This window comes from Pseudoalteromonas ruthenica (genome assembly GCF_008808095.1).
Classification (GTDB): Bacteria; Pseudomonadota; Gammaproteobacteria; order Enterobacterales; family Alteromonadaceae; genus Pseudoalteromonas; species Pseudoalteromonas ruthenica.
The window spans coordinates 2,766,233-2,780,234 of record NZ_CP023396.1 but is presented as its reverse complement, the minus strand read 5'-3'; the positions used below and the strand labels follow the sequence as shown (position 1 = coordinate 2,780,234).

Sequence of the window (14,002 nt, the reverse complement as noted above, 5' to 3'; positions counted from 1 at the left end):
AAAAGCGGCGCAGGCCGCTTTTTCTGTATTTATGACCACTCTAATTCGAAGTCACGCTGCAGTGCTTGCTCTATTGCTTGCTTAAACGTAGGGCTCAATGTGGCACGCAGCAACCGCCTTAATTCATCACCCGTTTGGGTGAATTTGTAGTAGCTCAGAACTAAGTCACTGTTTTTGGCTGTGAGCGTTAATGAGGTATCGTAAAAGCGCAGTTTTAGCTGCTGTTTGGCGCGAAAGTTCGCTGACTCAATTTCTTTGCGATACAGCACAGCGCAATCCATCAAGGTTAATATTTGAGGGTAACTGAGTCCCGCCTTGGCCAAGTTGAGTTGCTCCTTATTGCCTTTGCGCAGTAAGTCGAATAACGACGGGCGTTTGTAATAACCCAATAAAATAATATGAGAATGATCAAAGTCGAGCTGAGCACACAGTGCAGCGGCTTTTTGTATAGCCAGTGCCTCGCGCTGGGTCATTTGCTTTAGGGTTTGCAAGCTCTTGATACTAAAGGTCCCCGGAGCCAGCGTTTCTCCAGCAAGAATTTTTGCCCATAACTGCTGCATGGACGCTGTTGCGGAGTCTTCGGCAAGCGACATAAAGCGCTCAAACCAATCAGGGTCAACATAGCCATCGGTTTTAGTGTCTGGGCAGTATTGCATGGCCTGGGCGAGTATTGACTCTATATTGTGTTGCTGTCTTAGGCGCTTGAGCTCTTCACGTTTGAGGGCTCGCTCTGCAAGAGGCACTCGTTGATCGAATACAAACCCACTGGGGCGAGCTCCTTGGCGGGAATAGCCTCCTTCTTGGGCCGGTACAGGTAAAGAGTTGCGCTGTTTTTTTATTTTAAAACCAACTCGTTGGGCAATAAGTTGCGCCAGTTTGGTTTGCGCGGTGAAGGTTTTACTGCTCATCCTTGTGCTCCAATTCCACCACTGTTTTTAAATTATTTAGGCTATGAGTCATGGTATTAGCGAGGGTATATTCGGTAAACCAGACCAAATAGGGGCCAATGACGGGTAGAGTGATTTCACCTTGTTGCTGCCATAAGATACGGGTCTGCTCCCCTGAACTGATTAATTGAAACTGGCCATGCGAGAGGTATTCGTTATTGACCAGTAATTGATAGTTGAGAGTAGATGCACTGTCACTGACAATACTTAGTTCCCCTCGGGAGCGTTGCCCTTGCCAGCCTAAATGAGCGCCAACTCCCTGGGTTTGCGCACGAACTTCTAAACGAGCTTGTTGGTCGAATTGGCGTAGCGCAAGCCATTGTTGCCACTGAGTTAAATCCCACAGCCAAGGCTTTATCGCTGCGCTCGGCACATCCAGAGTAATACTGCGCTCAACGCGATAATGTTGCTTGGCGATAAGGCCAATCAGCACCAGTATGAGCGCGAGTAAAACTAGAGTTTTTATTACATTGCGTGCTAGGGTTATCACAGTACCTCTGCGCAGAAACACAAAAAGCATAGTCGAAAGATTAGACTATACTGTTAGAACTTAATTTTCTATCTCCGTAGTTGTGAATATTGCTCATCTAAGTAAGTGAATATTCGATTGTTTACGGTTTCGAAGGAAGGCTATGTCTTCGCCAAGTAGTGATTTTATTTTTCTTAATGAAGAATTTGACGAGGAGCCGGCTAAACCCCAAGAGTTTTGGGATGTGCTCATTGTTGATGACGACTCTGAAATACACTCAGTGACGGAGTTAGCCTTGTCTAACTTTGAGCTCAACGGTAAGGGGTTGCGCTTTCATCACGCTTTTAATGGTACGCAAGCGGTTGATATTTTGCGTGACAATCCGCTTATTTCTGTGGTGTTACTTGATGTTGTTATGGAAAGCGACGACGCCGGGTTAATTGTTGCCAAACGGGTGCGTGAAGAGTTAAAAAATCACGTGGTACGCATTGTGTTGCGTACAGGGCAGCCAGGTTATGCCCCTGAAGAGCAGATCATCCGTCAATATGATATTAATGACTACCGCACTAAAACTGAACTGACCCGCTCGAAGCTTGCCACCACCATGGTAACGGCCTTGCGCTCGCACCAGCAGGTAACGCAATTATCTATGCAAAGTCATGCCCTTTCCCAAGTGCTGCTGGCAAGTGAGCAAATACTGAATTTTAGTCAGTTACTGCCTTTGAGTCGCGCAGCGATTAAACACCTTGCTCATTTTACAGCGGGTCCGCAACAAGGGGTGGTGTGTGGCTTAGATGATGACGGTGTGGAGATTGTCTATGGGGGCACTGGTGAGTATCAAAATGTGCATCACCAACATCTCGAAGAAAGCGCTTTAACGGCCTCTGTAAAAGAGCAGATCAAAGCCAGTTTTAAATTAGCTCAGCACCAGCATAACGAACACTCGGTGAGCTTTTTCTTTCGTGCCAAACAACAGCAGTATGTCATTTGCCTTGAGGGTGAACACATTATTGAGCATGCGCTGATGCAATACATTGACCTACTTTTAACCAATGTGGGTGTAGGCCTCGACAACGTACTGTTGGTGGATAGGTTACGCAATGTTGCGTTTAAAGACTCACTTACCGGGTTATGTTCACGTAACGGCTTTATCGCCGCTTTGGAGCGCTTACAAAAAAACACCAACGCCCACGATTATTTAGTACTGATTGATATTGCCCGGTTTGCCGACATCAATGAAGGGCTCAGCCACGATATTGGTAATTTACTGTTAGTTGCTGTGGCGCAGCGTTTGCAAGCGCAGCATCAACAGACGCAAGTCGTAGCGCGGCTTGGCGCAGATCTCTTCGCTGTAGTAAGTAATGAGGAGCAACTCCCCTTTGCGCAATTACAGCAGTTGTTGCGTGCGCCCTTTATCGCGGCTGAGCATCAGCTGCATTTAAATTTTACCTTTGGATTGTGCACTCAGCCTCATTTTGACAGCAGTGCGCTGGGCACCTTAAAGCGAGCGTCGATCGCATTAAGCCATGCTAAAGCCGATATTAGCCATAGTTACTGCTACTTTGATAAACAAATGGAAGAGCAGGTGAGCCATCGCTTGGCGATGATAAGACGCCTACGGGAAGACTTTGCAGATGGCAAACTAGAGGTGTGGTACCAACCGCAAGTAGATTTGGCAACGGCGCAGCCTTATGGTTGTGAGGCACTATTGCGTTGGCCGATAGGGCAAGGTCAGTTTATTTCTCCGGCCGTATTTGTGCCTTTGGCTGAAGACGCGGGGATGATTATAGAGATTGGCCAGTGGGTGCTTGAACAGGCCTGTGCCAAACAGCGAGAGCTAGCCCAGCATGGCGTTGATATGCAAATATCGGTGAATGTCTCGGTGCCACAGTTTAAAGCGTCTGATTATGCTCAGAGCGTTGCGCAAACCTTGGCACGCTTTGCCGTACCCAGTGATAAAATAGAGTTGGAAATCACCGAAAGTGTTGTTATGGACGAGGTTGAGCAGGTTACACGCACGCTTAATGAGCTCAAAAGTTACGGTATTGACGTGGCGATTGATGATTTTGGCACTGGATTTTGCTCGTTAAGTTACTTACACAAGTTACCCTTTGATCGGCTCAAGATAGACCGAGCTTTTGTTAAAGGGATCCCCGAGCAGGATAACGGTGAAATCGCCGAGCTAGTGGTCTCGTTAGCTAACAGAATGAATTTACGGGTTATTGCAGAGGGCATTGAGACCGAACAACAGCTGCAATTTTTAAAATCCATTGGTTGTCACGAAGGGCAGGGTTATTACTATGCGCAGCCCCTAGATGGCAAAAAACTTGATACTTACTTAAAGGTGAGCAACTAACCTTCACTAGGCTGGCCGCGATTTAGGGCTAACGCTGTGCTAAGACATCAGCGTTAACCCAGTAGCTTCTTTAGTTGAAATAGACAGCTTGAAAGGTGGCTAAGTTGCTCCCTTGCTCGTCACGCAAAACCAGTTTTTCACCCATGATGTCGTAGCTGAACGTGTTCATTAACGCTTCACTCATTGCACTTTCTTGCGCCATCGAGTCCATACACATTTTCTTGGTGCTAGCGACTGCTTTAAAACGCAAGCCGAAATGTTGTCCCTTAACATATTGGCCAGTAAAGTTGTTGCAGCCTAAGTAACCACTTACTTTACCATCATCGTGAAACTGCATATGCGGCTCACGATCAGTTACTTGTACCTTGTTACCTTTCATGGTGATGGCCTTCCAATAGGTATTCGTCAGCGACACATCGGGCTTCGCAACTTTTTCCATCATGACTTTGATTGGGCTTTGTGACTGTACGGTGCCAAAGGGATCGTTGTGCTCAGTGGTAATGTAGAGTAGTTCGCCATTACGAGTGACTTTGGCACTCACACTGTAACGCATATTGGCGATTACTTCAGACGAGTCAAAGGTTAGCTCAACGTTATACGGAGGCGCTCCCTCCAAGGGCAGGGTTTTACTTGCCAGTTCTTTTGCGGGTGCGTCCATCAAGGAAACATCGGCTAAGGTAACCTTTAGCTCAGCCCCAGGCGGAAGCAAACTGCGGTCGCGGTACATAACCTGAACCTGCATGGTTTTGCTCTGCACCGCAGGAGCTATATTTTGCTGTTGCGGCTCAACTGAGCTGCTACAAGCGCCAAGTAGAAGTGTGGTCAGAGCCACGGCGGGTAAAGTGACATTCATACTCATTACATAAACTCCTTAAATGCTAACGAAAGTGTAAGAAAATATGCATTAATAGGTACTTAATGTAGTACATCGCCATGACACTGAGGGGTTTTTATTTTTTTACATATTGCGTGACAATGACTATGCGCTGTCCGTCTACACGTCCTTCGATGTGTTCAGGGTTAGAGGTCAAGCTGATATTGCGCACGGCGGTGCCACGTTTCGCCACCAAGCTTGAGCCTTTTACATCAAGATCTTTAATAAGTGTCACGGTATCACCTGCATTTAAGCGCACGCCATTGGCGTCGAGGTGAATAACATCTTCTTCTTCAGCAATGGCAGCCTGAGCCCATTGCTGTGTTGGTTCATCCAAATACAGCATATCAAGCATGTCCATGGCCCAGCCGTGCTCGGTACTTAATTGATTCAACAACCGCCAAGCTACAACTTGTACTGCTGGGATTGGGCTCCACATACTGTCATTTAAACAATGCCAGTGAGTTGCGCTGAGTTGCTCATCACCATTAAGCTGCGCTGCACAGGTGGCACAGACTAAAATAGCTTTATCTGAATGGGCTTCGCCTTCAGGTGGTACCGCATAGACGCTGAGGTTATCTTGACTGGCGCATAGTTCGCAGGTGTTATTACTACGCTGTTTGAGGGTCTGTTCAATACTCATAGTTAACTTTTGGTAGGAAGAAATGGCAATTATAACCAAAATAACCTTACAAAAGGTAATGTTTTACAGGTAAAGCGCGATATATCGCTGCTTTAGCTTCTCATAGAAACCTTGGCTTTTTAGCTCCTCAATTGCTTGATTCACTCGAGGCAATAGCGGCTGATGTTCGCGCAGCAAGCGGATATGCATCTGTCCGCTCGAGTGGCGAGCCCCTAAAACGATATCAACACCCAAACGATGAGCCCAATATTTAGCCGGTAAATCGCCGACGATCGCCACATCAATGCGACCTCGATGTAGAGCTAGGATCAACTCTCGTTCGCTATTAAAATCCATACGTTCGAACCTATTATCATCATGATAGTAATACCCTCTTACCGTGCCCACTGTTTGGCGAAAAATGCTGTCGCGTGTTTGGTATTGATGTATTTTAGATGTTAGTGCCACTAGATACTCATCGACAGGAAACAGCGGTGCAGAGAATACAAACTTTTCGTCGTGGCGCTGCGCTTGGGAAAGCCAACTGGGACTGATGACTTCAAAATCCAGTTGCTTTGCTTGAATGGACTGAACGGTGCGTTTTGGTGGCAAGCTCACATGTTGACTAGCAATCTCTGCTTCGCTCATTACTGCCGCGATGTATTCGCGAACAATGCCTGGGTGCTTTGCGCTTTGCGTAGCATAGGGGTACCAACTTCCACTGGCGTTGACATTATATTTTAACGGCTGAGCACTGACCGATGAAGAAATCAGCAAGGCCATGACACATAAGCAAACTACGTAGAACCGCATTCGTTTTAAGAAATTAAGCTATTTACTAACTAGCATAGTGGTAATTCAACTATTGCGCAGGTGTGAAAAGAAGAAAGTGAAACTTTACAGTGACAACTCACCGATTAAGCGTTATATCAGTAATAGAGCGAAGAGTTTAGCGACAGGTGGTAAATGCAACAATCAGACTCCCAGACCCCTTCACAGCTGGAGGCGCAATATGTCGCCCGGCAAGCGCTTTTCTCAAGCACCGGCGAATTAGTTGCTTATGAACTTCTCTATCGGGATTCGCCACAAAATTGCTTTCCTCAAGGAATGGGAGACTCAAAAGCCACGGGTCGCATGTTTTTCGACCTTATTTTGTTGCAAGGGCTTGAAAAAGTCAGTGCCGGCTTACCTGCTTTTTTAAATTTGGCCACAGACGCATTACTTGAGCAAATCCCCCAGCTACTTCCTAAAGATAACACGGTAATTGAGATTGTTGAGCGCAGCCGAGGTGTCTCTGAACTTGTTCATGTCGTCAGTGCCTTAAAGAAAAAAGGATACCGATTTGCACTGGATGATTATGATCAAGATCCCAAGTGGCAGCCACTGTTAGAGCTGGTGGATTACATTAAAATTGAAATGGAGCCAAAACTTATCAGTACAGTGATGCTGATAAAAAAATTGCGCATGGTGTATCCACAAGCACAAATTATTGTTGAGCGCATTGAGACCCCTGAGCAGGCAAAAGCTGTGGTGGGGGCCGGAGCCGATCTGTTACAGGGGTATTTTTTTGCCAAACCCGCGATGCTGGAATTTAAAAATATTAGTCCTGCCAAGCGTGTGATTATTGAATTACTGCAGTTAACCATGAGTGCCGAAATTGATTTCAAAGAAATCGCCAAACGCATTAGTGTCGACGTTTCGTTGACCGCGCGGATATTAAGAATGGCTAATGGCCTCAGTGGTACGCGCGCCAATATCAGCTCCCTACAACAGGCAGTGACTTACCTTGGTGAGCAAAGTATTCGTCGCTTTATTCGTGTTCTCGCACTGGGAGAACTAGGCGCCCAAAAACCCGCAGAGCTGACTAAGCTCGGGTTAATGCGTGCCCAGCTTATTGCCGAATTAGTGTCGCCAGCAGGCAAGGCGATGGTAGAGCAGGGTTATCTTCTTGGGCTGTTATCTGTACTTGATGCCGTGTTGGATGTGTCGCTGGAAAACTTGGCCAAGGAATTCTCCCTTGATGGGGCGCTCAGCGGTGCCTTGCTTAATGCCCAAGGAATGCTGGGCCAAGCTCTTAACTTGGCGTACGCATGCGAACAATGTCAGTGGCCACTCGCCGAGGAAATTTTGCAAACCATTCGCCCAGCCAGTGAACCGCAGGTATTGTATGCAGCGCTGTCACAATCGCGAATTTACTGCGATAAAACCATGGAATTGCTTAGCGACTAGCGACACAGCATGCTGATCTTGAGTTATAAATTTGGAGCGCGTTTGTGGGTCGCATTGTTATCGTATTGTTTTTGCTTGGGTCCTTGGCGCTTCTTGCGGTGGCGGTTACTCAGCCGGCGTTGACTATCGAGGCAAAAATTGAAAAGTCACAACTAGCCAACACCGCAGTGGATGCCTTGGTAGCTGAATCCGACTCGCAGAGTCGGCGCATGCTCAGTATGCTGTCACAAATGCTGGGACTAGATAAGCTCGAGGGGCAAATAGACGCTTACGGCAAAACGCGCAGTATTTGGGGGACGGTGAGTGAACTCTATCACCATGACAACGTGCTGGTCGCAGTATTAGTGGGAGCATTTTCACTGCTTATACCGCTGTTTAAAACCTGCTTACAATTATTAGCAATGCTGATAAACACACGGCAATGGCGTTTAAAGCTACATTGGCTAAGTGCTCTGCTAAGTAAGTGGAGTATGGCCGATGTCTTTGTTTTAGCGCTAATTATTACCTATCTGGGAGGTAATGCTGATGACCACTTTGGGCAGCTTGTGGATATGAACGCGCAACTGCACATTGGTTTTTGGTTGTTTTTCGCGTATTGCCTGATGTCGATTATATCAAGTATACTGATTAACCAAGAGATGCGGCGCGAGCTGCAAACACATAGCAAATAACCTAACCAAGGCTTTCATTCACTATGGCGAAAGTGACGCATTACATCATCACCTTATTGCTGCTAGTTTTAACTAGCACGCCGGTGAGTGCGTCGGTGCAAAGCCAGTGTACTCATATGCAACAGCAAAATGATGCTATGAGTTCGATGATGGCACATCACGCGGTTATGGCCGATAGCCAGCCCAGTCAACATGACTGTTGCGAGCAGGATATGCAGTGCACCTGCCCAGATAGTTTGTGTCATGCCCAAGCTTTCATAGCCAACAGCATGGTTGTTGCAAGTACCGTTGTTGCGACGAAGTCACATCTACAACCGAGTCGTGCCCCCACGCGACTCGCCACCAGCCTATTTAGACCCCCTATTATCGCTTGACCTAGCACCAGTGCGTCCGGCGCACAGCAACATACTGTTGATATCTCTATTTCTAGGTAAGCAAAATGAAACAATTAGTGAAGTATGCACTCGCGATGGGTATTGCGGCTGCAGTTACTTGGGGTGTGACCCAAGTAAGTCACGATGGTGCACCCGCATCATCAACCGAAGAACAACAAAGCGCTGAGAAACAGCCGCTCTACTGGGTCGCGCCAATGGACTCCAGCTATCGCCGCGATGGTCCGGGAAAATCTCCTATGGGGATGGATTTGGTGCCGGTCTATGACGAGCCTGAAGATGAGCCGGGCGTCATTGCCATTAGCGCCAGTGTTGAGAACAACCTCGGTGTTCGCAGTGCGCAAGTGTCCAAGCGGCAACTGGTTAACTCGATTACATCGTTTGGCAATATTCGCTACGATGAAGAAGCCATGGTTCATGTGCACCCGCGAGTGGCGGGTTGGGTTGAACAGCTTTATGTTAAATCTGCAGGCGCGAAAGTCAGTCAGGGCCAGCCTTTATATACTTTGTATAGCCCTGATTTAGTCAACGCTCAAAAGGAATTTATTCTTGCCCTTAATAGCCAAGACGAGGTGCTGCGCAGCGCCGCAGTCGCTCGCCTGAAAGCGTTTAAAATTGCCCCCAGCTTTATCGAGGAGCTCACCGAAACACGCAAGGTGCAGCAGAACATCACCTATTATGCGCGACAAGATGGTGTGATTGAGCAGCTTAATGTGCGCGAAGGCTTTTACGTTAAGCCCGAAAATTCATTAATGGATATCGCTGCAACCGACCAAGTATGGGTGATTGTCGATGTCCATGAGCGTCAATTGCCGTATTTAAACGAAGGCGCAGACGCGGTGATGACGCTGGATTACTTACCACAAATGCGCTGGCGTGGCAGCGTTGAATACGTCTACCCCAGCCTTGATACGACGACGCGCACAGCCCAAGTGAGATTGCGCTTTGCCAATCCAAATGGTGCGCTCAAGGCGAATATGTTTGCCAAAGTTGTCATTGATGCCAGCAATAACGCCCCGACCTTGAGTGTGCCCCAGCAAGCGGTAATTAATACCGCGCAAGGACAGCGTGTGGTGCTGGCTCTCGGCGATGGACGCTTTAAATCGGTAGCGGTGCACACCGGTCGCGTGGCCGATTCATGGGTTGAGATCCTCGCCGGCTTAGAGCCAGGCCAAGAAATAGTGACCTCGGGTCAGTTCTTACTGGATTCCGAGTCGAATAAACAAGCTGAGCTGGCGCGCTTAGATAAACGCGATTATGCCCATGCTAGGGTGAACGGTGAAGTAAAAGCCATTAATCACGCTGAGCGTACCGTGCGTATCGCGCGAGGTCCGATTGCAAAATGGAATCGCGAAGCGACGACTATGGACTTCAAATTAGATGCCGGGCTGGCCACTGATTTTCTCAGTGAAGGTATGCAAATCCGCTTTCGTTTTGAGATACGCGCAGGGCAATTTGTGATCACCGATATTGAGATCCTAAGCGAGCAGGAAGGTGCATCATGATCGCGGCAATTATTCATTGGTCGATAAAAAACCGAGCCCTAGTGGTTTTAATGACCTTGATGCTCACTGGGGCTGGTTTATATACCTTAAAGAATACCCCGGTTGATGCAATTCCAGATCTGTCCGATGTGCAGGTGATTGTCAAAACCAGCTACCCTGGTCAAGCCCCTCAGGTGGTACAAGATCAGGTCACCTTTCCACTCACCAGCGCCATGATGTCAGTGCCGGGGGCAAAAACCGTGCGCGGTTTTTCGTTCTTTGGCGATTCTTACGTCTACATCATTTTTGATGATGACACCGATATGTACTGGGCCCGCTCACGCGTACAAGAGTATTTGTCACAAGTAGAGGGAGACTTACCGAGCAGCGCTCAGCCGCGTCTGGGTCCCGATGCAACCGGGGTCGGGTGGGTGTACATTTATGCCCTCACTGACACCACAGGCAGCCATGATTTAAGTGAACTGCGCAGTATTCAGGACTGGTTGCTAAAGTACGAACTGCAAGCGGTGCACGGGGTGTCCGAAGTGGCCACGGTCGGTGGCATGGTAAAGCAGTATCAAATTGAGCTCGACCCGCAAAAATTACGCGCCTACGACATTCCTGTGGCGATGGTGGCACGGGCGGTAAAAGATAACAACCAGGCGATTGGCGCCTCTGTGATAGAACAAGCCGAAGCCGAGTATATGGTCACTGCGACCGGTTATATTCAATCTACTGACGCATTAGCGCAAACGCCGTTGGGGATTCAAAACAATGGTGTGCCCTTGCTGCTGCGCGATGTAGCGCGAGTGACGCTGGGGCCGCAAATGCGCCGGGGTATAGCTGAACTTAACGGTCAAGGTGAGGTTGTTGGCGGTATTGTGGTGATGCGCTTTGGTGAGAATGCTCAGCGTACGATTGATGGTGTTAAGGCGCGCCTAGATGAACTGCGTGGCAGCCTGCCCGACGGCGTGGAAATTGTCCCGGTGTACGACCGCTCAAATCTCATCGGCAACGCTATTGATAACTTAGCTGATAAGTTGCTTGAAGAGCTCATCATTGTGGCATTGGTGTGCGCGGCCTTCCTTTTTCACCTGCGCTCTTCGCTGGTGGCGGTGATCACCTTACCGCTGGGTATCTTAGTGGCATTCATCGTCATGTATATGCAGGGAATTAACGCCAATATCATGTCGTTGGGCGGGATTGCTATCGCCATTGGGGCAATGACCGATGGCGCTATTGTGATGATAGAAAACATGCATAAACACATGGAGCGAGAGCCGCTAAACAAGGATAACCGCTGGCGTATTGTTGCGCAGTCGGCGGCCGAAGTGGGGCCGGCGCTATTTTTTAGCTTGCTTATTATCACAGTGAGCTTTTTGCCGGTGTTTATTCTTGAAGCCCAAGAGGGGCGCTTGTTTGCGCCGCTGGCGTTCACCAAAACCTATGCAATGGCGGCCGCTGCCGGCCTTGCTATTACCGTGGTCCCTGTGCTTATGGGCTACTTTATTCGTGGCAAGGTAGTCAGTGAGAATAAAAACCCATTAAACCGGCTATTGGTTGCGCTTTATCGGCCGCTGCTCGGTGGCGTATTGCGTTTCCCTAAGATTGCTTTGTTATTAGTGCTGGCAGTGGGTGGGGCAACCTACTACCCACTGAGTAAGCTGGGGAGCGAATTTATGCCGCCTTTGGATGAAGGTGACTTAATGTACATGCCCACCACTTATCCAGGGTTATCAATCGGTAAAGCGCGAGAACTACTGCAACAAACCGATAAATTGATCAGCACCGTGCCAGAGGTGGCATCGGTATTCGGTAAAATAGGCCGCGCTGATACCGCCACAGATCCTGCACCATTGACCATGATTGAAACCTTTATTCAGTTTAAGCCAAAGAGCCAGTGGCGTGAGGGCATGACCATCGATAAGCTTAAGGACGAGTTAGACGCCCTCGTTAAATTTCCTGGGTTAACCAATGCTTGGGTGATGCCGATAAAAACCCGGATCGATATGCTCGCCACCGGTATTAAAACTCCGGTGGGGATCAAAGTGGCGGGGCCAGATTTAAATAAAATTCAAGAAATTGGTCAGGATATTGAGCGTTTATTGAAAGACTTTCCCGGCACCGCCTCGGTGTACTCTGAGCGGGTGGCAGGAGGACGCTATTTAGATATTCGTTTTGACCGCGCGCTGCTTGGCCGCTATGGGCTGTCTATGGCGCAAGTGCAAAGCATGATTGCCACTGCGGTAGGGGGGCAAACCCTAACGCAAACTATCGAAGGGCAACAGCGTTACCCCATTAACCTGCGCTTTCCGCAAAGCTACCGTGATTCGCCACAAAGTTTAGGGAGGTTGCCCATTATTACCCCTACTGGCGTGCAATTACAGCTCGATGATGTTGCCGACATTCGCGTCACTTCGGGGCCTGCGGGGATCAAGAGCGAAAACTCGCGCATTAACGGCTGGACGTTTGTCGATATCAATAACGTCGATATGGGCAGCTATGTTAGTGAAGCTAAAGCCTATCTGCAGCAGTCTTTGGAGTTACCTCCTGGCTACTCACTGCGTTTTGCGGGTCAGTATGAATATATGGAGCGGGCGAAAGCCAAGCTCAGTTATGTGGTGCCCTTGACCCTCGCTATTATCGCTATTTTGTTGTTTTTAAACTTTCGCCGTTTTGCTGAGGTCGCCATTATCATGGGCACGGTGCCATTGGCGCTTATCGGTGGGGTGTGGTTGCTTTACCTGATGCAATTCAACCTGTCGGTGGCTGTGGGTGTGGGCTTTATCGCTCTTGCCGGTGTCGCCGTAGAAATTGGCGTGATTATGCTGGTGTATTTAAATCAAGCTTATGATGAGGCCAAGCTCCAGCATGGGCCATTAACACCGGCTCAGTTACGCCAAGCGATTAAAACCGGTGCTGGATTGCGAGTGCGCCCTGTAATGATGACGGTTGCGACCATTATTATTGGGCTGTTACCCGTACTCTATGGCAGCGGTACCGGCAGTGAGGTTATGAGCCGCATTGCCGCACCTATGGTCGGTGGCATGGCAAGTGCATTGTTGCTGACACTGATCGTTATCCCAGCTGTGTATTTCTTATGGCGGGTAAAACACACAAACAAGGAGTCGAGATGAGTAATAATCATATTTATCGCAAACCGAGTTGTCCATTTGGTGAAAAGGCCATTGCGCTCCTTGATAGCCAGAATGTTGACTATGAAGATCATGTTTTTGCCGATAAGGAAGAGGAGCAAGCACTTAAATCTCGCTTCGATGTTGGCACTACACCGCAAATCATCTTGGATGGTGAGCGTATTGGCGGCTTCGATGATTTACAGCAGCACTTTGGTGTACAGAGCGATGAACAAGACGATGAGCAAAGCTATACGCCCGTTATAGCAGTATTTAGCACCGCTTTTGCTATCGCTCTTGCGCTCAGCGCCGGGCATATGGGATGGCAATTATCGACCTTAGTGATGAGTTTTATGGGCGCATCACTGTGTTTATTGGCGCTGTTAAAATTGATGGATATAGGCAGTTTTGTTAATGGCTTTAAACAGTATGACCTACTGACCATGAAGCTCCCTGCTTATGGGTACATTTATCCGTTTTTAGAGCTTGCCGCCGGACTGGGGATGCTCAGTGGCTTATGGCCATGGGCGACGGCTGTGATTGCGACTTTTGCTGGTCTCATTGGCGGGATATCGGTATTTAAAGCCGTATATATCGATAAGCGTGACCTCAACTGTGCGTGTGTTGGTGGTAATCAATCAGTCCCTCTAGGGGCCGTCAGCTTTTCTGAAAACGCCATCATGTTGGTAATGGGTCTTTGGATCTTTTACACCCTAGGGTGAAATAATTACCTAACAGTGGATGCCCAATGTATTAAGAAGCCCGTGTGACAGCGGGCTTTTTTTGTGCATGAAATTTGCTGTGTATAAAACACTATTTAAAGG

Annotated in this window: 12 protein-coding genes; 7 read left to right on the top strand and 5 right to left on the bottom strand. The window is 48.3% G+C overall.

Going from position 1 to position 14,002, the window contains the following annotated elements; translation table 11 throughout:
- Positions 1–29: 29 nt before the first annotated feature.
- Together PRUTH_RS12900 and PRUTH_RS12895 are read right to left on the bottom strand one after the other, a co-directional pair.
- Complete coding sequence (locus tag PRUTH_RS12900; RefSeq protein WP_022945391.1) at positions 30–908, bottom strand: TIGR03899 family protein; 879 nt, start codon at positions 906–908, stop codon at positions 30–32.
- A complete protein-coding gene (locus PRUTH_RS12895) occupies positions 898–1,437 on the bottom strand; it encodes an SRPBCC family protein (RefSeq protein ID WP_170268948.1) in 540 nt (179 codons plus the stop codon). Before PRUTH_RS12895 ends, PRUTH_RS12900 begins: the two co-directional genes overlap by 11 nt.
- 142 nt (positions 1,438–1,579) lie before the next feature.
- On the opposite strand from PRUTH_RS12895, the gene PRUTH_RS12890 reads away from it, so the two are divergent.
- Entirely contained in the window at positions 1,580–3,772 is a 2,193-nt protein-coding gene (locus PRUTH_RS12890) for a GGDEF/EAL domain-containing response regulator (RefSeq protein ID WP_151173439.1), read from the top strand.
- A gap of 70 nt (positions 3,773–3,842) precedes the next feature.
- On the opposite strand, the gene PRUTH_RS12885 is transcribed toward PRUTH_RS12890, so the two are convergent.
- From PRUTH_RS12885 to PRUTH_RS12875, 3 genes are all read right to left on the bottom strand, one after another.
- Positions 3,843–4,631 carry an META domain-containing protein gene (locus tag PRUTH_RS12885; protein ID WP_151173438.1) on the bottom strand — a complete coding sequence of 263 codons (789 nt, stop codon included), beginning with the start codon at positions 4,629–4,631 and terminating at the stop codon, positions 3,843–3,845.
- Positions 4,632–4,722: 91 nt separating this feature from the next.
- Positions 4,723–5,289, bottom strand: a complete 567-nt coding sequence (locus tag PRUTH_RS12880; protein ID WP_022945395.1) for a PhnA domain-containing protein — start codon at positions 5,287–5,289, stop codon at positions 4,723–4,725.
- A gap of 63 nt (positions 5,290–5,352) precedes the next feature.
- The gene (locus tag PRUTH_RS12875; protein WP_151173437.1) at positions 5,353–6,051 is read right to left on the bottom strand and encodes a substrate-binding periplasmic protein; all 699 of its coding nucleotides are present in this window, start codon (positions 6,049–6,051) and stop codon (positions 5,353–5,355) included.
- Between the two features lie 183 nt (positions 6,052–6,234).
- On the opposite strand from PRUTH_RS12875, the gene PRUTH_RS12870 reads away from it, so the two are divergent.
- The 6 genes from PRUTH_RS12870 (at position 6,235) to PRUTH_RS12845 (ending at position 13,900) form a co-directional block, all read left to right on the top strand.
- Positions 6,235–7,497: an EAL and HDOD domain-containing protein gene (locus PRUTH_RS12870; RefSeq protein ID WP_045979216.1), complete on the top strand. Its 1,263-nt coding sequence runs from the start codon at positions 6,235–6,237 to the stop codon at positions 7,495–7,497.
- A 44-nt stretch (positions 7,498–7,541) separates the two neighbouring features.
- Positions 7,542–8,168, top strand: coding sequence for a paraquat-inducible protein A (locus PRUTH_RS12865; protein ID WP_045979217.1), 627 nt, complete (start codon positions 7,542–7,544; stop codon positions 8,166–8,168).
- A gap of 23 nt (positions 8,169–8,191) precedes the next feature.
- Complete coding sequence (locus PRUTH_RS12860; protein ID WP_151173436.1) at positions 8,192–8,542, top strand: hypothetical protein; 351 nt, start codon at positions 8,192–8,194, stop codon at positions 8,540–8,542.
- 65 nt (positions 8,543–8,607) lie between these two features.
- Positions 8,608–10,065 (top strand): efflux RND transporter periplasmic adaptor subunit, encoded by a 1,458-nt coding sequence (locus tag PRUTH_RS12855; protein ID WP_151173435.1) that lies wholly within the window; start codon positions 8,608–8,610, stop codon positions 10,063–10,065.
- The gene (locus PRUTH_RS12850; RefSeq protein WP_151173434.1) at positions 10,062–13,181 is read left to right on the top strand and encodes an efflux RND transporter permease subunit; all 3,120 of its coding nucleotides are present in this window, start codon (positions 10,062–10,064) and stop codon (positions 13,179–13,181) included. Before PRUTH_RS12855 ends, PRUTH_RS12850 begins: the two co-directional genes overlap by 4 nt.
- On the top strand, positions 13,178–13,900 hold the full coding sequence (locus tag PRUTH_RS12845; protein ID WP_053909820.1) for a glutaredoxin: 723 nt from the start codon (positions 13,178–13,180) through the stop codon (positions 13,898–13,900). Before PRUTH_RS12850 ends, PRUTH_RS12845 begins: the two co-directional genes overlap by 4 nt.
- Positions 13,901–14,002: the final 102 nt, after the last annotated feature.